This is a genomic window from Amycolatopsis sp. TNS106, from assembly GCF_019330265.1.
In the GTDB taxonomy this organism is placed as follows: Bacteria; Actinomycetota; Actinomycetes; order Mycobacteriales; family Pseudonocardiaceae; genus Amycolatopsis; species Amycolatopsis lurida.
On record NZ_CP024972.1, the window covers coordinates 5,487,460 to 5,509,170 of the forward strand.

The following is a 21,711-nucleotide window of genomic DNA, read 5'->3' on the forward strand; positions in this document are numbered from 1 at the left end:
CTATAGGAATGGCACAGGACATCATCCCGATCGAACTCGGCCTGCCACAGGGTGACGTCGTCACTCTCTGGGCGCCGCGCTGGCGGGAAGACGGCGAGGAGTGGGAAGCCTTCCTCGGCGACGAGGAAGACCTGTACGCCTTCCCGGACGCCGCGCATCTCGCCGCCTTCGTACGGACCTCCGAGCAGCACGACCTGCTCGACCACCCGGCGTGGGAGGTCGTCCCGGCGCTGAACGTGCCCGAGCTCATCCCCGACGACGACCACACCTACGACCTGGTGGGCGTCCCCGAGCTGGTCGCCGAGAAGCCGGACCAGTGGACGCTCGGCGAGCTGGCCGAGATCATCGGCATCGTGCGTTCGCTCGCGGACGTGTGCGAGCTCGAAGAGGTCCACGAAGTCCTCGACGCGCACGAGAGCTTCTCGCTGCTGGACCAGGGCACGCTGCCCTTCTCCGGCCGCGACGGCGAGCGCCTCTGGGCGGACCTGTCGCAGGCGGTCTCCGAGAAGTGGGACACCGTGCTCGACGCGATCGACGGTCTGGTGACCGTCCCCGACGTCGACGAGAAGGTCCTGGAGCAGACCGCGGAGGAGCTCGCGACCTTCCTCGCGGAGTCCGCCGAAGCCGAAGCGGCCGCCGCCGACGAGGACCTCGTGGACGTCGACGACGAGGACGAGGAAGACGACGAGCCCGTCGGCTTCTGGGGCGAGGTCGGCATCGACCCGATCAAGATCATCACCTCCGGCGCCGAGTACTACACGCTGCGCTGCTACCTCGACGACAAGCCGATCTTCCTCGGCAGCGAAGGCGAGATCGACGTCTTCACCTCCGAAAAGGCCCTCATCCGCGCGATCGCGGACGGCAAGGACCTGGCGGGCAACGACCTCGCCGAAGTGTCCACTTGGGACGAAGTGACCACGAAGGCCACCGCGGGCGAGCTCGAGATCGAGGTCGACGCCGAGAACACCTACGTGCTGAACGGGATCGCCGAGGACATCGCCGAAGGCCCGGAGTCGATCGACCCGACCCAGCTGGAGCTGGCGGTCGAGCTGATCACCGACGCCGCCGAGTGGGCCGACGACGACAGCGTCGAAACCGCGCTGGCCGCCAACGAAAGCCTCGGCTGGCTGGTGTCGTTCGTGCTGCGGCCGGACCCCTCGCGCCTCGAGCCGAGCGCTCCGTTCGACGCCGAGCAGTCGGAGTGGCGCAAGCTCGTCGAGACTTTCGAGAACCGGCTCACGGTCATCTGATCCACCCCGTGAAAGGGCCCCTCAGGTTCGTCCTGAGGGGCTCTTTTCGTGCCGGACGGGCACCACTGCCACGGCGAGCATCGGGAAGACCGCGGCCACGCAGAACGCCAGGGCGTACCGCGAATCACCGATCACGAGCCCCAGCATCGGCGGGGTCAGCGCCGCGGCGATGTTCTGGCCGGTGTTCTGCGTGCCCATCGCCCGCCCCGCCCAGGCGAGCCCGGCCATCTCCGCCGACGCGGTGAACCCGAGCCCGTTGTCGGACACGGTGATCACCGCGGCCAGGACGAGCGCGAGCAGCACCAGCCACGGCCACGTCGCGTCCCCGAGCGCGACCAGCAGCATCACCGCCGCGCTCGCGACCGCCAGCTGCCGCATCGGCCGCAGCCTGCTGCCGGCGCGGTCGGACCAGTAGCCCGACGCGATCCTGCCCAGCGCGCCGAGGATCTGGACGGCGCCGACGAACCAGCCCGCGGACGCCGCCGTCCAGCCGTGCACGGTCACCAGGTACACGGGAGTGAACGCGGAGACCGCGAACTGCGGGACGACGAGCAGCGCGCTCGCGCCGTGGACCCGCCACAGGGCCGGCTTCCGGTACGGCGACGGCGGTTTCTCCGTCTTGCCCGCTTCGGCCTCCGGACGCGGCGGGTCGACCAGGAGCCAGGCGACCAGAAGCGCGACACCGATCGCGGTCAGCGCGGGCAGCAGGAGCGAGACCTGGAAGCCCCAGCGGTCCGCGAGCGGCGGGAGCCCGAAGGCCGCGACGCCCACTCCGAGCGGCTGGGCCATCTGGCGGATGCCCATCGCGAGGCCGCGTTCGGCCGGGCCGAACCAGCCGAGGACGGCCCGGCCGCTCGCGGCGTTCACTGACGCGGTGCTCGCGCCGGCGAGCAGGAACACCCCAAAGAGGGTCACGAGCGAGTGGTCACCGACGGCCGCGTACACGAGGAGTAACCCCGAGACGCCGAGCCCGATGGCCATTACCAAACGCTCTCCGTAACGGTCCGCCGCCGCACCCCACAAGATCAAGGTGAACAACAGGCCAAGGCTCGGCGCCGCGACCACGGTGCCCGCTTCGGCGAGCGAGAGCCCTTCCGCGCGCTGCATCGACGGGACCAGGAACGGGATCCCGTAAAGGAAGGAACAGCTCGCGGTCTGCGCGGCGAGGCCGAGCGCGAGGATGAGCCAGCGTCGTTTGCCGCCGATCCTCCCGTCCACGACCTGCGCCATCTTCGCCACCGTTTCACTATATGGGAACTAACTCCTACATAGTGAACGATAGTTGGCTATGCTAACGAACGCAAGGACGCATACCCCGGCTTGATGACCGTGTTGATGATGTCGAGCCGCTGGTCGAAATCGAGGAACGCGGATTTCATCGCATTGATCGTGAACCACTCGAGATCGGCCACCCCGTAGCCGAACGCGTCGCTCAAGGCCGCGAATTCGCTGGTCATCGAGCAGCCGCTCATCAGCCGGTTGTCGGTGTTGACGGTGACCCGGAACCGCAGCCTGGCGAGCAGGCCGAAGGGATGTTCGCCGATCGAGCGCGCCGCTCCCGTCTGGACATTGGACGTGGGACAGATCTCGAGCGGGATCCGCCGGTCGCGGACGTAGGCGGCCAACCGTCCCAAATGGACCGTGCCGTCGCTGTCGGTCTTGATGTCGTCGACGATGCGCACGCCGTGGCCCAGCCGCTCCGCGCCGCAATGCTGAATCGCCTCCCAAATGGACGCGAGCCCGAACGCCTCCCCGGCATGAATGGTGAAATGCGCATTATTCGTTCGCAGGAACTCGAATGCGTCGAGATTTCTGGTAGGCGGAAATCCGTCTTCCGGCCCGGCGATGTCGAACCCGACCACACCGGCGTCGCGGTAGCGGACGGCGAGACCGGCGATCTCGAGCGCCCTGGCGTGCTGGCGCATCGCGCAGAGCAACGTCCCGACGCGGATCCGGCCCCCGCCGTCCGCCACTCTCCGTTCACCTTCGGCGAACCCGGCCTGAATCGCCTCGACCACCGCATCGAGTGACAGTCCGCGTTCGACGAAGAGTTCGGGCGCATAGCGCACCTCGGCGTAGACGACCCCGTCGGCCGCGAGGTCTTCCACCGCCTCGGCGGCCACTCTGACCAGCGCTTCCTCGGTCTGCATGACGCCGCACGTATGCGCGAACGTCTCAAGGTACGAGACGAGGGAGCCGGAATCGGCCGCATCGCGGAACCAGCGGCCGAGTTCGACGGGATCGCTGGTCGGCAAGGCCCGATACCCGGTCTGCTCGGCGAGTTCGGCGACCGTGGCGGGCCGCAAACCGCCGTCCAGGTGGTCGTGGAGGAGAACCTTGGGAGCGCGGGCCAGTACCGCCTCCGGGATGCTGGGTCTGCTGCTTTCAGAGGACATACGTAACGGTAACCAGCCTGTCATTCCCCTACATGGCTGTAAGTCTCATGCTTGACTTAACCCTCGGCTTTGTGGATCACCGGCTGAATCGGCCATCAGGGCAGAGCTCGGCATTGTCCGATACCCGGGGGCCATACGCAGAGCAATTTCGCAATGGATAAGCTTCACGTCACGTCCCTCCCATTTCCCCGCCCACGAAGGACACCGCAGTGACCACTGACAACCACATTGCAGCCCCGTCCTTCGACCGGATGCGCAACATGCTGGTGCGCGCGGCCGAAGTGCGTGAGAGCGAACAGCAGCAGATCTTCGACGCGCTCGACGACATCTACGCACGTCTGGCCCCCGTCGACTCGCTCGGCGCGGTGCGCAAGCGGCTCTCGGAGATGCCCGACCGCACCGAGACCAGCGTGCTCGCCGAACGTCTCGACGAGACCATGTCGCGGCTCGAAGCGCAGGACACCGCGATCGCCGCGCTGACCCGCGCCGTCGAAAGCATCGTCGACAAGCTGGCCAAGCCGTTCGCTCAGCTCGATGGCCGCCTCGACGGCATGGCCGCACGCCTGGAAGGCGTCGGGGGCCGGATGGACGGGCTCGAGGACAAGCTCCAGAACATCCACCGCCGTCTCGACGAGCTCGGCGCGCACCTCGACAAGCAGGACGTGAAGACCGACGCGCTGCCGCAGTCGGTGATCGGCCCGGTGCGCGAGCGCGTCGAGCAGGCCGAGTCCACCCTGCGGGACCGCGTCGACACCGTCGACCGCGAGCTGCGCACCCGCGTCGAGAACCTCGACAAGGCGACCAAGGAAAGCCTCACCGCGAACACCGAGGCGCTGAAGACCGCGCTGACCGAGACCGGCGAGATGATCGACGCCTCGGAGCGTCTCGACGGCCTCGGCGACCGCCTCGAGAAGGTCACCTCGCGGCTGGACGACCTGGCCGAGCGGCTCGACAAGGTCGAGGACGGCTTCACCGGGCGCCTCGGCGACCTCGACGGCTCGATCCGCTCCGGTCTGTCGAAGGTCGAGAGCACGCTGCAGAAGCAGCCGGACACCGACTCGGTCGACTCGCTGGTGCGCAAGAGCAACGACGAGTCCGTGCGCCGTATCGGCGGCCAGCTGGACGAGGCCATGGCGACCTTCGCGGAGCTGATGCTCGGCGGTGGCCCGGCCGTGCAGCAGATCTCCCCGCCGCCGCCCGCCCCGCGTCAGCCGCGCCGCAGCTCGCGCAACGGCCGGGCGCCCAAGGCGGCCGACGCCAAGGCGAAGGCCGACGGCGCCGACGAGTCCACTGACTGACGTCTTTAGCGCGTGAAGGCCCCTTTCCCTCGGCTGAGCCGAGGGAAAGGGGCCTTCACGCTTCTCCGGCCTGGCTCCCCGCGCCGACCTGCGTTTAGCGGGCTAAACGCGATCCGCAGGCCCCTGACGTTGCGAAAGCCACTTTCGCAACGTTGAAGGTTGCGAAAGTGGCTTTCGCAACGCCTCACACGGCCGGGCTGCGGCCCCGAGCCCCACCCTCGGCCACCCGGGTCGCGTTTAGCCCGCTAAACGCGACCCGCACCAGCCTCGGACACCCCGCGCCTGCCCTCACCCGGACCGAAGTACGTGAAGGCCCCCTTCATTGCGCCTAGCGCAGTGAAGGGGGCCTTCACGTACTTGCGCGACCCCGGATCGCGATTAGGGGGCTAAACGCAGGTCAGGGCCGCACGGTCTCCAGGACGAGCGGAGCGGAGGCCGAAGGCCCAGCGGAGCTGACCGCGTAGGCGTCTTCGAGCGCAGCGAGAGCCGAAGGGACAGCGTCCGGCGTATCCGTGTGCAGCTCCAGCAACGGCTGTCCGGCCGACACGGCATCGCCCGGCTTCGCCAGGCACAAAACGCCGGCCGCGGCTTGCACCGGGTCCTCCTTGCGCGCCCGTCCGGCGCCGAGCCGCCAAGCGGCGACGCCGACCGCATAAGCGTCCAAACGCGACAAAACCCCATCGGCGGGCGCCGGAACCACGTGCACATGGCGAGGCCGCGGCAGAGCAGCCTCCGGATCCCCGCCCTGCGCGGCGATCATCCGGCACCACGTCTCGTAAGCCCGGCCAGAAGCCAGCACGGCGGCCGGGTCCACATCGGACAATCCGGCCAGCGCCAGCATCTCCCGCGCCAATGCCACGGTCAGCTCGACGACGTCGGCCGGGCCGCCACCGCGGAGCACCTCGACCGACTCCGCGACCTCGATCGCGTTGCCGACGGCGTGGCCCAGCGGCACGTTCATGTCCGTGATCAGCGCCGTGGTCGCGACGCCGTGCGCGGTGCCGATCTCGACCAGGGTCCGCGCGAGTTCACGGGCCTGCGGAAGCGTCTTCATGAACGCGCCCGAGCCGGTCTTCACATCGAGGACGAGCCCGGCCGAACCTTCGGCGATCTTCTTGCTCATGATCGAGCTCGCGATCAGCGGGATCGACTCCACCGTCGAAGTCACGTCCCGCAGCGCGTACAGCTTCTTGTCCGCCGGAGCCAGCCCGGAGGTCGCCGCGCAAACCACGGCGCCGACCTCGTCGAGCTGCCGGATGATCTCCGCTGTCGACAAAGAGGCACGCCAGCCCGGGATCGACTCCAGTTTGTCCAGCGTCCCACCGGTGTGCCCGAGCCCGCGCCCGGACAGCTGCGGCACCGCCGCCCCGCACGCGGCGACGAGCGGAGCCAGCGGGAGCGTGATCTTGTCGCCGACGCCGCCGGTCGAATGCTTGTCGATCGTCGGGCGGCTGACCTTCAGGTCGAGCCGCTCCCCCGACGAGATCATCGCGCCGGTCCAGCGCGCGATCTCCCCGGAGTCCATCCCCCGCAGGAAGATGGCCATCGCGAGCGCGGCCATCTGCTCCTCGGCGAGGTCGCCGCGCGTGTACGCGTCGATGGCCCAGTCGATCTGCTCGTCGGACAGCCGTCCGCCGTCCCGCTTCGCGCGGATGACGTCGACGGCGGCGAACGCGCTCACGGCAGGTCGTCCGGCCCGAACGCGTCCGGCAGCACCGCCGACATCGGCAGGATGCCGCTCGGGGTGTCCACCAGGCAGTCGGATCCACCGTGCTCGAACAGGATCTGACGGCAGCGCCCGCACGGCATCAGCAGATCACCGGCACCGCTGCGGCAGGCGACGGCGACGAGTTTGCCGCCGCCGGTCAGCCGCAGCTGGCCGGCCATCGTGCATTCCGCGCACATGCCCAAGCCGTACGAAGCGTTTTCGACGTTGCAGCCGACGACGATCCGGCCGTCGTCCACCACACCCGCGACGCCGACGTGCAGACCCGAGTAGGGCGCGTACGCCGACTTCGCCGCCTCGACGGCCTTAGCCCGCAAGGCTTCCCAGTCGTAGTCCGCCATGTCAGTCCTCACCTCGCCGATAGGTGGCGCCGATCGCCTTGGGCGGCCGCAGCCGCTGCGAAGCCACCGCCAGCACGATCAGCGTCACGAAGTGCGCGGTGTACGGGATGAGGTCGCTGGGCAGGTCATCGTTGGTCCAGTAGATCGCGTACAGCGCGACGGCGCCGACGACACCGAGCGCGGAAGCGATCCACTGACGGCGGAACAACTGCACCGCCACGATCACGGCCAGCAGGATCACCGCGCCGTACAGCAGCGCGAGCACCGCGGTACCGCCCCCGGCGAGCTGGAGGCCGTCCGCGTAACCGAACAGCGCCGCGCCGCCGAGCAGGCCGCCCGGCCGCCAGTTGCCGAAGATCATCGCCGCGAGACCGATGTACCCGCGGTTGTTGGTCTGGTTCTCCAGGTAGTCCGCTCCACCGGCGAGCAGCACGAGCGACGCGCCACCCATTCCGGCGAGCCCGCCGGAGATGATCATGGCGATGTACTTGTGCAGGTAGACCTTCACGCCGAGGGACTCGGCCGCGACCGGGTTCTCGCCGCAGGACCGCAGCCGCAGGCCGAACCGCGTGCGCCACAGTACGAAGTAGCTGATCGGGACCAGCGCGATCGCGATCATCGTCAGCGGCGCGACCTCGGTGACCAGGCCGTTGAGGATGCCGGCGAGGTCGGAGATGAAGACGCGCTGCATCTTTTCCAGATCCGACAACCAGTCCGAGAGGAACGTCGCCGAATAGGTGTCGAACTTCGGCACCGGCGGAGACTGGCGCGGGTTCCCCGAAAGCGGGGTGAACACCAGGTTCGCCAGGTACTTCGCGACGCCGAGACCGAGCAGGTTGATCGCCACACCGGAGACGATGTGGTTGACGTTGAAGGTCACCGTCGCGACGGCGTGCAGCAGACCGCCCAGCGCGCCGAACACGACCGCCGCGATCAGCCCGGCCCAGACACCGCCGTGGTACGCGCCCCAGGCGGCACCCCAGGTGCCGAGGATCATCATGCCTTCGAGGCCGATGTTGATCACGCCCGCGCGTTCGGCCCAGAGACCGCCAAGCGCGCACAGCAGGATCGGCAACGCCAGCCGCAGCGCGGTGTGCGCGGTGTTGGTCGAGGTCAGCGTGTTGACGCCGGTGGCGTACGACGCGATCGCGAGCACGCCGACCGCCAGCAGCCCCCAGATGGCGCCCTTGAGCCAGCCGGGGATGCGGCGCTTCGGCGGTTTCACCGGCATGGTGGTCCCGCCCGTGTTGGGCGAAAGAACGTCCGCGGTGGTCACACCGCACCTCCCTCGGACACGCTGGAACCCTTGCGGCCGTTGCCTGCCAGCGCGCGACCGACGCGACGCTGTTCGGCGGCCAGGTCCGCGCGGCGCACGATCTCGTACGCGATGACGACCGACAGCACGATCACGCCCTGCATGATCGTGGCGATCTCTTTGGACACGTTGATCTGCTCGAGCGACACCGCGGACCGGTCGAGGAACGCCCACAGCAGGGCGCCCAGCGCGATCCCGGCCGGGTGGTTGCGGCCGAGCAGGGCGACCGCGATCCCGGTGAAGCCGTACATCTGGGTCGAAGTGATGCCGTAGCTGAAGTCGCGGCCGAGCAGCTCCGGCATCGCGACCAGACCGGCGACGCCGCCCGAAAGCAACATCGCGATCAGCGTCATCTTCTTGGCGTTGACGCCACCCGCCGCGGCGGCCGTCGTCGATTCGCCGGAGGCCTTGAGCTCGAACCCGAACCGGGTCCGGTTGAGCATGAACCAGTAGGCCCCGCCGATCAGCGCCGCGATGATCACGAAGCCGAACAGCTCACCGGACCCGATCGGGATACCGGGGATCCGGCCGGTCTCGGCGATCTCGCGGGTGGCGATGTTGTTGCCGGTCTGCACGCCGAACTGGTCCGCGTTGACCAGGAACGCGACGATGCCGCCGACGATCGCGTTCAGCATGATCGTCGAGATGACCTCGGAAACGCCTCGGGTCACCTTCAGCACGGCGGGGATGGCCGCGTAGAGCATGCCGCTGGCCACCGCGACCAGCAGGATCGCGATCACGTGGATCACCGGCGGCAGCTGCAGCGCACCGCCGATGATGGCGGTGACGATGGCGGCGAACCGGTACTGGCCCTCGACACCGATGTTGAAGAGGTTCATCTGGAAGCCGATGGCCACCGCGAGCCCGGACAGGTAGTAGACCGTCGCGAGGTTCACCGTGTCGACGGCCGTCGAGCCCTTGAAGAGCTGGCCGATCATCGTGCCGTAGGCCTGGAGCGGATCCGCGCCCGAGATGATCAGCGCGATGGCCGTCAGGATGACCGCGAAAACGATCGCGAGCAGAGGCGGCAGCAGCCTCGTACGCCAGCTACTCACGCTGCACCTTCCTCTTCGGAGTCTTCGGAAGCACCCGTCATCGCGGAGCCCAGTTCCTGCGGGGTCACGGTCGCGGGGTCGGCCTCGCCGACCAGTCGTCCGCGCAGCATGACCTGAATGGTGTCGGAAAGCCCGATCAACTCGTCGAGGTCGGCCGAAACCAGCAGCACGGCGAGCCCGGCCGCGCGCGCCTGGCGGATCTGCTCCCAGATCAGCGCCTGCGCGCCGACGTCGACACCGCGCGTCGGATGCGACGCGATCAGCAGCACCGGATCACCGGAAAGCTCGCGCCCCACGATCAGCTTCTGCTGGTTACCCCCCGAAAGCGCGGCGGCCGGGACGTCGATACCCGGCGTGCGGACGTCGTACTCCTCGACGATGCGGCGGGTGTCCTCCCGCGCGCCGTCGATGTCGAGCAACTGTCCTTTCGCGACCGGCCCGCGGGTCTGGTAGCCGAGGATTCGGTTGACCCACAAGGGTTGCCTGAGCAGGAGGCTGTGCCGCGTGCGGTCTTCGGCGATGTAGCCGATCCCGGCTTCGCGGCGGGCGAGCGTCCCCAGTTTGTGCAGTTCGACGACCTTGCCGTCGGCCCCGGTCAGTTCGATCCGGCCGCCGCCCTTGCGCATGCCCATGATCGTCTCGACGAGTTCGGTCTGACCGTTGCCTTCGACACCGGCGATCCCGAGCACCTCGCCCGCGTGCACGGTGAAGGAGATGTGGTCGAGGACGTTCCGCTCGGAACCTTCGACGCTCAGGCACACGTCGTCCAGGCGGAGGACGTTCCGGTCGGTGACGGTCGACTCGCGGGTCTCGGGGCTGGGCAGCTCCGAGCCGACCATCATCTCGGCCAGCTGCCGCGACGTGATCGTCTTCGGATCGGCAGTGCCGACGGTGGTGCCGCGCCGGATCACGGTGACCGTGTCGGCGATCGCGCGCACCTCGTCGAGCTTGTGCGAGATGAAGATGAAGGTGAAGCCGTCCTTCTGCATGGCGCGCACGGTCTCGAACAGCGCGTCGACCTCCTGCGGCACGAGCACCGCGGTGGGCTCGTCGAGGATGATGATCCGGGCGCCGCGGTAGAGCACCTTGACGATCTCCACCCGCTGGCGGTCGGCGACGCCGAGCTCTTCCAGCAGCGCGTCCGGGCGAGCGCGCAGGCCGACGCGTTCGGCGAGTTCCGCCAGCTTCGCCCTCGCCGCGCGGCCGATGCCGTGCAGGTTCTCCGCGCCGAGGAAGACGTTCTCCCCGACGGTCAGGTTGTCGGCCAGCATGAAGTGCTGGTGGACCATCCCGATCCCGGCCTTGATGGCGTCCTGCGGATTGCGCAGTTTCACCGGTTCGCCGTTGATCGCGATGTCGCCCTCGTCCGGCTGCTGCATGCCGTAGAGGATCTTCATCAGGGTCGATTTGCCCGCGCCGTTCTCGCCGCAGACGGCGTGCACCTCACCCTTGGTGACGGTGAGGTTGACGTCGGAGTTGGCCACGACACCGGGGAAACGCTTCGTGATCCCGGTCAGCTGCACGGCCGGTTCACCCCGGTCGGGGGCGTCGGTGACCTCGGCCTGGGGAGCGCTCATGAAAAGCCATCCAGTCTGGGAGTTAAACAGGTGAGGGCTCGGAAGGGTCGCCCTTCCGAGCCCTGCTGCCTGGTGAAGCTTACTTCTGCGGCTTGTCCGAGACGGTGATCGCCCCGGAGACGATCTGCGCCTTGTAGCCGTCGAGGACGTCCTTGATGTCGTCGACCTTGCCACCGGAGGTGGCGTAGCCGATGCCGTCGACCTTGAGGTCGAAACGCTTCGGCAGCGTCGTCAGGTCGCCCTTCGCCAGCGCGCGCAGGTAGTCGAACACCGCCACGTCGACGCGCTTGAGCATCGAGGTGATGATGACGTCCTTCGACGCCTCGACCGTCTTCTGGTTGTACTGGTCGGAGTCGACGCCGATGGCCATGGCGTTGTTGGACTTCGCGGCCTCGAACACGCCCTTACCGGAGGCGCCGGCGGCGTGGTAGATCACGTCCGCGCCCTTGGCGATCTGCGCGGCGGCCTTCACGTTGCCCTTCGCCGGGTCCTGGAACCCGGAGAAGTCACCGGCCGGGGTGAGGTACTCGTCCTCGATCTTGGCCTTGCTCGAAGCGGCCTTCACGCCCTGGAGGAAGCCGGCCTCGAACTTCTGGATCAGCGGCGTGTTCACCCCGCCGACGAAGCCGACGTGGCACTTCTTCGACTTGTAGGCGGCGGCGACACCGGCCAGGAACGAGCCCTGCTCCTCGGCGAAGACGAGCGAGGTGACGTTCGGCGCCTTGACGGAGTCGTCGTCGACGATCGCGAACTGGACGTTCGGGTACTTCGGCGCGATGGCGCCGACGGCCTTGGCGTAGGCGAAGCCGACCGCGATGATCGGGCTGAAACCCTGCGAAGCGAGCTGGTCGAGACGCTGAGACTTGGCGGCCTCGTCCTCGGTCGCGGCGGCGGTGCTTTCGGTGACCGTGGTGACGCCGAGTTCGGCCTTCGCCTTGTCGGTACCAGCGGCGGCGGAGTCGTTGAACGACGCGTCGCCGCGGCCGCCGACGTCGAAGGCCAGCGCGACCTTGAGCTTGCTGCCGTCGACCTTCTCACCGGCCTGGCTGGAGCTGGTCGAGGCGGCCGCCGCGGCGGGCGGCTTGGGCGCCGTCACGCAGCTGGCGGACTGGTCCCCGGAGCTCGCGTTGTTGTTGTTCCCCCCACCGGAATCCTTCGCGCACCCGGCCAGTACCAGTGCACCGGCCATGGCGGCGGCGGCCAGCGCGGTTCCACGCATGCGACGCAACGTGTGTCTCCCTCCCCGCTGATCCAGCGGATGGTCCGAAGAAAGCGACCCGGCGACGCTGCCGGGTTCGACCGAGAGACGGTACCTAACGGCCGCTTAGCCGCCATAGGAAAGGCACGCTACGTAACACAAACGTTTACTCATGGGTCGTACGCGCGACGAATGGAGTACGCACGGTGATCACAACGGAGTAATCGCAGGCAGCACTCGGCCCCTTGGCCGCATGAAGCGACGAAGATCGTCACGCACCGTTCAAACCCTCCGGCCGACCGGTCGCGCGTCCACAGTGGACGAACCGGTGAGTTACCGGCCTGCGTCACCCGATCGGGCAAGGGTCCCGATGTCTGGTCCATCACACAGAGGAACCCGGAGGTGAGCCCACCGTGAGGTGCGGGTCTAGCATCCTTTTCATCCACGCTCGATGACCATGATCTCGGCACCGTCGCCGGAGCCGTCCCCAGGTGGACGTCCCGGCGGCAGGCGCGGAAACCAGCGGTCAGCGGGCCCAAGCCATGACGTTGGAGGCCGTTCACCGATGTCCACCACGGCTAGCACCGCCACTGAGGCGGCCGCGAGCGATCGGGCGGGTGCCTCACGCCGGCAGGGGACCTTCTACCGGGGAGACCCCGGTATGTGGTCCTGGGTGCTGCACCGCATCACCGGCGTGCTGACATTCTTCTTCCTCTTCGTGCACGTGCTCGACACCGCGCTCGTGCGCGTGTCGCCCGACACGTACAACGAGGTCATCGAGACCTACAAGACCCCACTGGTCAACCTCCTCGAGGTCGGCCTCGTCGGCGCGGTGCTGTTCCACGCGCTCAACGGCATCCGGGTCATGCTGGTCGACTTCTGGGAAAAGGGACCGAAGTTCCAGAAGCCGATGCTCTGGACCATCCTGGCCATCTGGGTCGTGGTGATGATTCCCGGTGCCTACTTCATGATGAAGCGCACCGTCGAAGTTATGTTCGGGGGGCACTGACCATGGCAACCGAAGTTCTCGCACTCGACAAGCCGCGTTCGCCGAAGCGCCCGGCCGCCCGCCGCAGCAACTTCGAGCTCTACAGCTGGCTGTTCATGCGCATCTCGGGCCTCGCCCTGATCGTGCTGGTGCTCGGGCACCTGTTCATCATGAACATCCTCGACGGCGGCGTGCACCGCATCAACTGGGGCTTCGTCGCCGGCCGCTGGGCCTCGCCGTTCTGGCAGTTCTGGGACCTGTCGATGCTCTGGCTCGCCGAGATCCACGGCGGCAACGGGCTCCGGACGATCATCGACGACTACGCCCGCAAGGACAGCACCCGGTTCTGGCTGAAGATCGTGCTCTACGTCTCGATGGTGCTGATCCTCGCCGTCGGCACGATGGTGATCTTCACCTTCGATCCCGGTATCTCGGCCAACTGACGCCCACCACACGTTAAGCGGAGTCATCCCTATGCAGTTCCACAAGTACGACGTGGTGATCGTCGGCGCCGGTGGCGCCGGCATGCGCGCGGCCATCGAATCCGGCCAGCGTGCCCGCACCGCGGTCCTCACCAAGCTCTACCCGACGCGTTCGCACACCGGCGCCGCCCAGGGCGGCATGTGCGCCGCGCTGGCGAACGTCGAAGAGGACAACTGGGAGTGGCACACCTTCGACACGATCAAGGGCGGCGACTACCTGGTCGACCAGGACGCCGCCGAGATCATGGCGAAGGAGGCCATCGACGCGGTCCTCGACCTCGAGAAGATGGGCCTGCCGTTCAACCGGACGCCCGAGGGCAAGATCGACCAGCGCCGCTTCGGCGGGCACACCCGTGACCACGGCAAGGCCGCGGTGCGCCGCGCCTGCTACGCCGCGGACCGCACCGGGCACATGATCCTGCAGACGCTGTACCAGAACTGCGTCAAGCACGGCACCGAGTTCTTCAACGAGTTCTACGTGCTCGACCTGGTGCTGACCCCGGACGAGAACGGCAACCCGGCCGCGTCCGGCGTCGTCGCCTACGAACTGGCGACCGGCGAGCTGCACGTCTTCCAGGCGAAGTCGATCGTGTTCGCCACCGGCGGCGCGGGCAAGATCTTCAAGACGACGTCGAACGCCCACACCCTCACCGGTGACGGCCTCGGCATCATCTTCCGCAAGGGCCTGCCGCTGGAGGACATGGAGTTCTTCCAGTTCCACCCGACAGGCCTCGCCGGGCTCGGCATCCTCATCTCCGAGGCCGTGCGCGGTGAAGGCGGCATCCTCCGCAACGCCGACGGCGAGCGGTTCATGGAGCGCTACGCCCCCACCATCAAGGACCTCGCGCCGCGTGACATCGTCGCCCGGTCGATGGTGCAGGAAGTGCTGCAGGGCCGCGGTTGCGGGCCGAACAAGGACTACGTCGTCCTCGACGTCACGCACATCCCGGAAGAGACGCTGAACGCGAAACTCCCGGACATCATGGAGTTCTCGCGGACGTACCTGGGCGTCGACCCGGTCACCGAACCGGTGCCGGTGTTCCCGACCTGTCACTACGTGATGGGCGGAATCCCGACCAACATCCACGGCGAGGCGTTGCGGGACAACGAGAACGTCATCCCCGGCCTGTACGCCGCGGGTGAGGTGGCGTGCGTGTCCGTGCACGGCTCGAACCGGCTCGGCACCAACTCGCTGCTCGACATCAACGTGTTCGGCCGCCGCGCGGGCATCGCCGCCGCCGAGTACGCGCTGGCGCACGACCACATCGAGCTGCCGGAGAACCCGACCAAGGTCGTGGAAGACCAGCTCGCGCTGCTGCTCTCGGAGCACGGTGACGAGCGCGTCGCCGACATCCGCACCGAGCTGCAGCGGACGATGGACTCGCACGCTTCGGTGTACCGCACGGAGGACACGCTCAAGCAGGCGCTGACCGACGTGCAGGCGCTGAAGGAGCGGTACAGCCGGATCACCGTGACGGACAAGGGGAAGCGGTACAACACCGACGTCCTCGAAGCCGTCGAGCTGGGCTTCCTGCTCGAACTGGCCGAAGTCCTCGTCGTCGGCGCCCTGGCGCGCAAGGAGTCCCGCGGCGGGCACGCGCGCGAGGACTACCCGAACCGCGACGACACGAACTTCATGCGGCACACCATGGCCTACAAGGAGGGCGAAGGTCTCACCGCCGACGTCCGCCTGGACTACAAGCCGGTGACCTTCACCCGCTACGAACCGATGGAGCGGAAGTACTGATGACCACGGCAACCCCCGAGAAGTCGGAGGCCGTGTCCTCCGACCACACGCCGATCACCGTCACGCTGAAGATCCTCCGGTTCAACCCCGAGATCGACAACGAGCCGCACTGGGAGTCCTATGACGTCCCGGCGCAGCGCACCGACCGGCTGCTGAACCTGCTCTTCTACGTGAAGGACTACATCGACGGGACGTTCTCGTTCCGGCGCTCGTGCGCGCACGGCGTCTGCGGTTCCGACGCGATGCAGATCAACGGCATCAACCGGCTGGCGTGCAAGGTCCTGATGAAGGACCTGCTGGAGACCAACGGCAAGAAGACGACCATCACCATCGCGCCGATCAAGGGCCTGACGACGCTCAAGGACCTTTACGTCGACATGGACCCGTTCTTCGAGGCGTACAAGGCTGTGAAGCCGTACCTGATCGCCTACGGGAACGAGCCCACGCGCGAGCGGATCCAGTCGCAGGCCGACCGCGACCGGTTCGACGACACGACCAAGTGCATCCTGTGCGCCTGCTGCACGTCCTCGTGCCCGGTGTACTGGAACGACGGCTCGTACTTCGGCCCGGCCGCGATCGTCAACGCGCACCGGTTCATCTTCGACTCGCGTGACGAAGGCGCCGAAGAGCGTCTGGACATCCTGAACGACTCCGAGGGTGTCTGGCGCTGCCGGACGACGTTCAACTGCACCGATGCCTGCCCGCGTGGCATCCAGGTCACGAAGGCCATCCAGGAAGTCAAACGCGCCCTGCTGTTCAAGCGCGTCTAACCGCCTCTGCGGTCCGTGAAGGCCTCCTTGAGGGACTCTGGGTCCCTCAAGGAGGCCTTCACGGACTTCTGGGGTAGTTATCCACAAGGCCCGGGTTATCCACAGGGCGACGAAGTGTGTCTGGTGATCGCGACCTGGCCGGGCGCACGCTGTGATCATGAACAAACGTGGCCGATGGGCCGAGCATCCCGAACTGCTCCAGCAGCGAAGCCGTGGCGGCGTCATCAAGGCCACCACCTTGGAAGCGCTCGACATGAGCAGCAAGGTCATCTACCGAAGATGTCTGCCCGGTGGCCCTTGGCAACGCCTGCTACCGGGAATCGTTCTCCTGCACTCGGCTCCCCCGACGGCCGAAGAACGGGTGATCGGAGCGCTGCTGCATGCAGGCCCGCGCGCACTGGTGACCGGCGTGGAGGCCTGTCGCCGACACGGACTCCGCCCCCGCGAGCTGCCTCCGGACGACGATGTTCATGTACTCATCCCGCATGAACACAAAGTCCGCAGTGCCGAATTCGTGACCGTCGAGCGAACCCATCGACTACCGGAACCACGAATCCGCGAAGGTGTTCCCTTGGCTCCCCTCGTTCGTGCGACCACGGACACGTGCCGGCGCCTGCGGACGGTTGAGCCAGTCGGACGTCTGCTCGTCGAGGCGATTCAGCGCGGCCGATGCTCCCCCGAAGCCCTCGCCCACGAGCTGAACACAGGTTCCAAACGAGGCACTGCCATCCCACGCAGGATTCTCGGCGAGTGGAAGGACCTCTATTCGGTCGCGGAAGCACGAGCCAAGATCCTGAGCCGCAGCCTCCCGGTTCGACCTAGCCACTGGAATCCGGAAATCCGGGACAGTCGCGGTGGCTACATCGGTCGTCCTGACGCCTGGTGGGACGACATAGCGCTCGCATGGGAGATCGATTCGTACGACTTCCACTTCTCCCGCGAGGACTACCGGCGCACCATCGTGCGCAATACACGCTACGCGACCACTGGGATCATCGTCGTCCAGACTTTGCCCTCGCGACTGCTGTCCGATCCCGCCGGAGTCCTGGCTGAGCTGGAAGCAGCTCGTCTCGCCGCATCAGCCCGTCCACGTCCACCCGTCAGCCTGGTCTCCCGTGCCGCTTGAAGTCCGTGAAGGCCTCCTTGAGGGACCCAGAGTCCCTCAAGGAGGCCTTCACGGACAGGCGCTACTCCAGCACGCGCGCGAGGTGCGAGGAGTCGGCAGTGCCGGGCAGCCAGTCGAAAGCCTCCGGGTCGATGTACCCGACCGCACCCGTGCTCACGTCCCGCAGCATGTTGTACAGCCCAGCCATCACCGCGCGCGTGAAGCGCTCCCGGTGCTGCTGCCCGAGCGTCTGCGTCTGCCCGCGCACCTCGAACAGCACCGTCCCCGTCCCGTTCAGCGCGAACGAACACCGCGCCTGCCCCGGCAGATCCCGATCCGGGGCATGCGGATACCGCGCCCCGACGAACCCGCGCGACGTCATCCCGTTGAACGCGCTGATCGCCAGCTGCCGCGATTCGTCCTTTGTGTACACATCGCGGTACTTCGCGTACTTCTGGCCTGGCTCGAAGAACTTGTCGGGCAGCGGCGGGTAGTCGATGCCGACGTCGAGCAGCCGGTCGCTGCCTTCCTGCCGGACGCAGGCGCCTTGATGGTGCAGATCGACGTAGACGTCGGGCACCTTCCCCCGCGAAGCGGTCAGCTCCAGGTACACCGAACGCAGCGCCCGCGCCTCGGGCGTGATGAACCATCCCGGCTGGTCCGGCGCGCCCGGGAAGTCCTCCGCGCGCGGGACGTAGTTCAGCTCGGGATTGAAGTCGCGGTTGACGTCGAATCCCGGCCGCTTGCGGTAGTCGTCGCCTTGGAGGACGTCGTTGAGGTAGTTCCAGGCGGGCGGCCGGTCCTTCAACTGGGGGAACTTCCGCTGCACCTCGGCCCACGACAGGTCGTTGCCGCGCCGGTCGAGTTCGGCGCCGTCCGGGTTCAGTTTCGGCACCGCGACGAAGGTGATGGTCTTCCGCAAGCGCTCGGCGTCCCGCGACTCCGACGTGCCGAGGTAGTCGAGGATGCGCAGCAGGGCGTCGGTGCCGGTCTTCTCGTTCCCGTGGATCTCGCTGGAGACCACGAAGACCTTCGGCCCGGTCCCGACGGTCGCCTGGTGGATCACCCGGCCGCGGTTGGACCGCCCGACTTCCTTGACCGCCACTCGCCCTTGGCTCACCCGTTCGAGTCGCCCGAGCTCCCGCACCATCTCGCGATAGTCGGTGAACTCGGTGATGGGCAGCTCCCGCGGTTCTTCGCTGCAGGGCGCCACCGGAGCCGCCACCGCCGCGGGCGCGCTGACGAGCGGGAGCATCGCCAGCCCCACCACCACAGGAACCAATCGACCGGACAACGACATCGTGAACTCCCCACTGTCGAAGGTGCTCACAACGTAGCGAGAAGGACCCCGATCGCGAATCCGGCGAAAGTTCCCGAAAACGAAACCGGGGCCGTCCCACGAACGTGGACCGGCCCCGGCGATCGCGCGAAACTACTTCACCGCGTCCAGAGCATTGACGCGGCCGTGGCCGTAGTACGAGTTGTCCTTCTCCGGACCTTCGCAGACCGGCGCCGCGGTGCCGCAGGGAACCGCGTCCGCCTGGTGCTCCAGCAGCCACCTCAGCGCCGCGGGCGGAGCGTGCTTGAACCGGGACGCCAGTAGCGCGGCGACACCGGCGACGTGCGGAGACGCCATCGAGGTGCCGCACTTGGCACCGTAGCCGCCGTTGAAGATGGTCGACAGCGGGCAGCCGACCCCCTGGCCGACGGGCGGCAGCTGGGCGCGGTCGCCGCCCGGGGCGGTGACCGAAACGTCGTCACCGTAGTTGCTGTACGACGACTTCGTGCCCGCGTAGCCGATGGCCGAAACGTTGACGACGCCGTCGATGGCCTTGGGCAGGATGCCGCAGCTCTCGTCGACCGGGTGCGGGCGGTTCGGGTCGGTGGTCTGCTCGTCCGGGTCGAAACCGCTATTGCCGGCGGCGGCGACGTTCAGCACGCCACGTCCGGTCGAGTAGGTCACCGCGCGGCGGACGGCCTCGTACGCGGCCGCGTCGCCCGGCTCCTTCGAGCAGTAGAACATGCCCGGGTCGATGTAGTAGCTGTTGTTCGTGACCGGGAAGCGGTGCTTCGCCGCCCACATGAACCCGCACACCGCGGCCTCGGGGAGGATCAGGCCGTCGTCGTTCACGACCTTCACCGACGCCAGCTTGACGCCGGGCGCGACACCGGTGAAGCCGCGTGCGGCGTCCTTGCCCGCGATCGTGCCGGCGACGTGCGTGCCGTGGTCGGAGTTCGTGGGCGCCCAGGCGGCGGGGGTGGTGTCGGGCGCGCCGCTGTTGCAGCCGGCGGACACCGACGGGTCGAGGGCCGCCTTCAGCGCCGGGTGGGTGGGCTCGATGCCCGAGTCCAGCACGCCGACGGTCACCGAGCGGCTGCCACCGGAGATCTTGTTCGCTTCGGGCGCCTGGATCGCCCGCATGTCCCACTGCTGGGCCGACAGGTCCTCTTCGACGGCGACGCTGGTGGTCTCTTCGTTCTCCTTGGTGTCGACCACGGCGGAGCGGGTCGAGCGGGTGGAGGCCGCCGGCGGGAACGCGACGTCACGGCCGCCCGAGTAGGCGCGGAAGACACCGATCTTCGCCTGGAAGTCGGCGTTGCGCGAGGTCGCCACCGCGACCCCGATCTCCGGGTAGTACGCGACCTTCTCGCCGCACTTGGCGCGCAGTTCGTTGTCGACCTTGCGTTCCGGGGTACGCGGGTTGTAGAGCACCACGTAGTTGAACGGCGCGCTCGCGGTGTCGCATTCGGGCGCGGGCGCGGCGCTCGCCGACGGGGCCGCGAACACGCTTCCCGCCGCCGCCGCGACGAGCGCGGGGACGAGCAGGCGTCTGATCCGGGACATTCCACCTCCATGATTCGGTGGAGTGAACGTAAGCGAGCCGGACCCCGCCCAACACCGTCAAAAGGACGACAAAACCCGATCAGGCGTCAGCCTTCTCCGCGTCCCGTGACTTGGCGCCACGAAGCGTGCGCAGACCGATGAGCCCGATGATGGTGCCGAGCACGAACGAGATCACCGTCAGCACCGCGTGCACGATGAAGTAAGCCGTGGGCGAGCCGTCCGCGGCCCACGCGCGGTCACTGTCCCAGAGGTTCTTGGCGAACGTGATCCAGATGATCCACGACCACACGCCGAAACCCAGCAGGAACATCGAAGTACCTCGCGAAATGCGCATGCCCCTGAGTATGCAGCGAGCCCGGCGACGCTACATTGCTCGGGTGCACAGCGCTATCTCCCGGTCGCTCCTGGTCCTCGTTTCCGGTGTGCTCGCCCTCGCGGTGACGCCGGTGGCCACAGCCGCCCCGAAGCCACCAGCCCAGGCGCAGCCGTGCGCGAACAAGGTGACGCCTCCCCCGCCCGTCGACACCTCCGAGAAACCACGCCCCGGCGAGGCCGCTCCGGCGCCGCTGCCGGTGCCGCCGGTCCCGGTGGGCGGCGACCGGATGGCCGAATGCGGGCTCGTGCTCCCGAAGCGCGCGCTGAACCCGCCCGAGGGGAACACCTCCGCGTCGTGGGTGCTACAGGATCTCGACACCGGTGACGTCATCGCGGCGAAGGACCCGCACGCCCGTCAGCGGCCGGCGTCGCTGATCAAGGTCCTGCTCGGGCTGGTCGTGGTCACCGAACTCCCGCCCGCCAAGATCGTCGTGCCGACCAAGGAGGACGCCGAGCAGGAGTGCACCTGCATGGGCATCGCCGCGGGCGGTCAGTACACAGTGGACCAGCTGCTGCACGGACTGCTGATGCACTCGGGCAACGACGCGGCGCACGCGCTCTCCACCGTGCTCGGCGGCCTGGACGCGACCCTCGCGAAGATGAACGCGCTGGCCACCCGTATCGGCGCCACGGACACCCGGGCCGCGACCCCGTCCGGGCTCGACGGCCCCGGTATGTCGACCTCCGCCTACGACATGAGCCTGATCTTCCACTACGCGATGAAGAACCCCGAATTCGCCAAGGTGGTCAAGACCAAGAGCTTCGAAGTCCCCGCCACCGCGGGAAAACCGGTCGTCACGATCTACAACGACAACAAGCTCCTCGGCAACTATCCCGGGTTCACCGGCGGGAAGACCGGCTTCACCGACGACGCGCGCCACACCTACGCCGGCAGCGCGGTCCAGAACGGGCATCGGGTCGGGGTCGTGATGCTGCGCGCCGAGCAGCGGCCGACCCGGGTCACCGAACAGGCCGCGAAACTCCTCGATTACGGCATCGCGCTGCGTGAGTCCAAGGCCGAATCGGTAGGGCGCATCGAATACCGGTCACCGGAAGCCGTGAACGCGGATCCGGCCAACGCCGCGCCGAACGCCGACGGCGCGTCGAACAGCGGAGCCGCGGCCGCGGCCGAAGACCCGTTCGGCGTGACGGGCTGGATCATCACGCTGGTCGTCTTCCTGATCATCGTGGCGTCGTTCGTCGTCGGCCACCAGCGCAAGAAGGCCATGGTCGGCGAATAACG

General features: G+C 67.8%; 19 protein-coding genes. 8 read left to right on the plus strand and 11 right to left on the minus strand.

All coding sequences use genetic code 11. From position 1 onward, the window contains the following. Positions 1 to 8 precede the first annotated feature (8 nt). Complete coding sequence (locus CVV72_RS24675; RefSeq protein ID WP_219146007.1) at positions 9 to 1,250, plus strand: primosomal protein; 1,242 nt, start codon at positions 9 to 11, stop codon at positions 1,248 to 1,250. 21 nt (positions 1,251 to 1,271) lie between these two features. On the opposite strand, the gene CVV72_RS24680 is transcribed toward CVV72_RS24675, so the two are convergent. Together CVV72_RS24680 and CVV72_RS24685 are read right to left on the minus strand one after the other, a co-directional pair. Further along, positions 1,272 to 2,480 carry an MFS transporter gene (locus CVV72_RS24680; RefSeq protein ID WP_219154099.1) on the minus strand — a complete coding sequence of 403 codons (1,209 nt, stop codon included), beginning with the start codon at positions 2,478 to 2,480 and terminating at the stop codon, positions 1,272 to 1,274. A 56-nt stretch (positions 2,481 to 2,536) separates the two neighbouring features. Further along, positions 2,537 to 3,646, minus strand: a complete 1,110-nt coding sequence (locus CVV72_RS24685; RefSeq protein ID WP_219146008.1) for an adenosine deaminase — start codon at positions 3,644 to 3,646, stop codon at positions 2,537 to 2,539. A 209-nt stretch (positions 3,647 to 3,855) separates the two neighbouring features. Between CVV72_RS24685 and CVV72_RS24690 the strand changes: the two genes are divergently transcribed. Next, positions 3,856 to 4,944 (plus strand): PA containing protein, encoded by a 1,089-nt coding sequence (locus CVV72_RS24690; protein ID WP_219146009.1) that lies wholly within the window; start codon positions 3,856 to 3,858, stop codon positions 4,942 to 4,944. A gap of 397 nt (positions 4,945 to 5,341) precedes the next feature. Here CVV72_RS24690 and CVV72_RS24695 read toward each other — a convergent pair whose 3' ends face one another. The 6 genes from CVV72_RS24695 to CVV72_RS24720 form a co-directional block, all read right to left on the minus strand. After that, on the minus strand, positions 5,342 to 6,625 hold the full coding sequence (locus CVV72_RS24695) for a thymidine phosphorylase (protein WP_219146010.1): 1,284 nt from the start codon (positions 6,623 to 6,625) through the stop codon (positions 5,342 to 5,344). Beyond that, complete coding sequence (locus CVV72_RS24700) at positions 6,622 to 7,011, minus strand: cytidine deaminase (RefSeq protein WP_219146011.1); 390 nt, start codon at positions 7,009 to 7,011, stop codon at positions 6,622 to 6,624. Before CVV72_RS24700 ends, CVV72_RS24695 begins: the two co-directional genes overlap by 4 nt. Position 7,012: 1 nt before the next feature. After that, a complete protein-coding gene (locus tag CVV72_RS24705; protein WP_034304608.1) occupies positions 7,013 to 8,287 on the minus strand; it encodes an ABC transporter permease in 1,275 nt (424 codons plus the stop codon). After that, positions 8,284 to 9,381 carry an ABC transporter permease gene (locus CVV72_RS24710; protein WP_219146012.1) on the minus strand — a complete coding sequence of 366 codons (1,098 nt, stop codon included), beginning with the start codon at positions 9,379 to 9,381 and terminating at the stop codon, positions 8,284 to 8,286. Before CVV72_RS24710 ends, CVV72_RS24705 begins: the two co-directional genes overlap by 4 nt. Continuing rightward, positions 9,378 to 10,958: an ABC transporter ATP-binding protein gene (locus tag CVV72_RS24715; RefSeq protein ID WP_219146013.1), complete on the minus strand. Its 1,581-nt coding sequence runs from the start codon at positions 10,956 to 10,958 to the stop codon at positions 9,378 to 9,380. Before CVV72_RS24715 ends, CVV72_RS24710 begins: the two co-directional genes overlap by 4 nt. 79 nt (positions 10,959 to 11,037) lie before the next feature. After that, positions 11,038 to 12,177 carry a BMP family protein gene (locus CVV72_RS24720; RefSeq protein ID WP_219146014.1) on the minus strand — a complete coding sequence of 380 codons (1,140 nt, stop codon included), beginning with the start codon at positions 12,175 to 12,177 and terminating at the stop codon, positions 11,038 to 11,040. Between the two features lie 544 nt (positions 12,178 to 12,721). Here CVV72_RS24720 and sdhC point away from each other — a divergent pair. The 5 genes from sdhC to CVV72_RS24745 all read left to right on the plus strand — a co-directional run bounded on the left by sdhC (position 12,722) and on the right by CVV72_RS24745 (position 17,269). Beyond that, complete coding sequence (gene sdhC, locus CVV72_RS24725) at positions 12,722 to 13,165, plus strand: succinate dehydrogenase, cytochrome b556 subunit (RefSeq protein ID WP_091597900.1); 444 nt, start codon at positions 12,722 to 12,724, stop codon at positions 13,163 to 13,165. A gap of 2 nt (positions 13,166 to 13,167) precedes the next feature. Next, entirely contained in the window at positions 13,168 to 13,587 is a 420-nt protein-coding gene (locus CVV72_RS24730) for a succinate dehydrogenase hydrophobic membrane anchor subunit (protein WP_034304594.1), read from the plus strand. A 31-nt stretch (positions 13,588 to 13,618) separates the two neighbouring features. Next, positions 13,619 to 15,373: a succinate dehydrogenase flavoprotein subunit gene (gene sdhA, locus CVV72_RS24735; protein ID WP_219146015.1), complete on the plus strand. Its 1,755-nt coding sequence runs from the start codon at positions 13,619 to 13,621 to the stop codon at positions 15,371 to 15,373. Further along, entirely contained in the window at positions 15,373 to 16,143 is a 771-nt protein-coding gene (locus tag CVV72_RS24740; protein ID WP_016331256.1) for a succinate dehydrogenase iron-sulfur subunit, read from the plus strand. Before sdhA ends, CVV72_RS24740 begins: the two co-directional genes overlap by 1 nt. 157 nt (positions 16,144 to 16,300) lie before the next feature. Continuing rightward, positions 16,301 to 17,269 (plus strand): hypothetical protein, encoded by a 969-nt coding sequence (locus CVV72_RS24745; protein WP_219146016.1) that lies wholly within the window; start codon positions 16,301 to 16,303, stop codon positions 17,267 to 17,269. A 61-nt stretch (positions 17,270 to 17,330) separates the two neighbouring features. Here the strand turns inward: CVV72_RS24745 and CVV72_RS24750 are convergent, their stop codons facing one another. From CVV72_RS24750 to CVV72_RS24760, 3 genes are all read right to left on the minus strand, one after another. Beyond that, positions 17,331 to 18,548 carry a M14 family zinc carboxypeptidase gene (locus CVV72_RS24750; RefSeq protein WP_255632245.1) on the minus strand — a complete coding sequence of 406 codons (1,218 nt, stop codon included), beginning with the start codon at positions 18,546 to 18,548 and terminating at the stop codon, positions 17,331 to 17,333. A gap of 132 nt (positions 18,549 to 18,680) precedes the next feature. Further along, complete coding sequence (locus tag CVV72_RS24755) at positions 18,681 to 20,093, minus strand: S8 family serine peptidase (protein WP_219146018.1); 1,413 nt, start codon at positions 20,091 to 20,093, stop codon at positions 18,681 to 18,683. A gap of 79 nt (positions 20,094 to 20,172) precedes the next feature. After that, entirely contained in the window at positions 20,173 to 20,427 is a 255-nt protein-coding gene (locus tag CVV72_RS24760) for an SCO4848 family membrane protein (protein WP_219146019.1), read from the minus strand. A 43-nt stretch (positions 20,428 to 20,470) separates the two neighbouring features. Here CVV72_RS24760 and CVV72_RS24765 point away from each other — a divergent pair, with 43 nt between their 5' ends. Beyond that, on the plus strand, positions 20,471 to 21,709 hold the full coding sequence (locus CVV72_RS24765) for a D-alanyl-D-alanine carboxypeptidase family protein (RefSeq protein WP_219146020.1): 1,239 nt from the start codon (positions 20,471 to 20,473) through the stop codon (positions 21,707 to 21,709). Positions 21,710 to 21,711 lie beyond the last annotated feature (2 nt).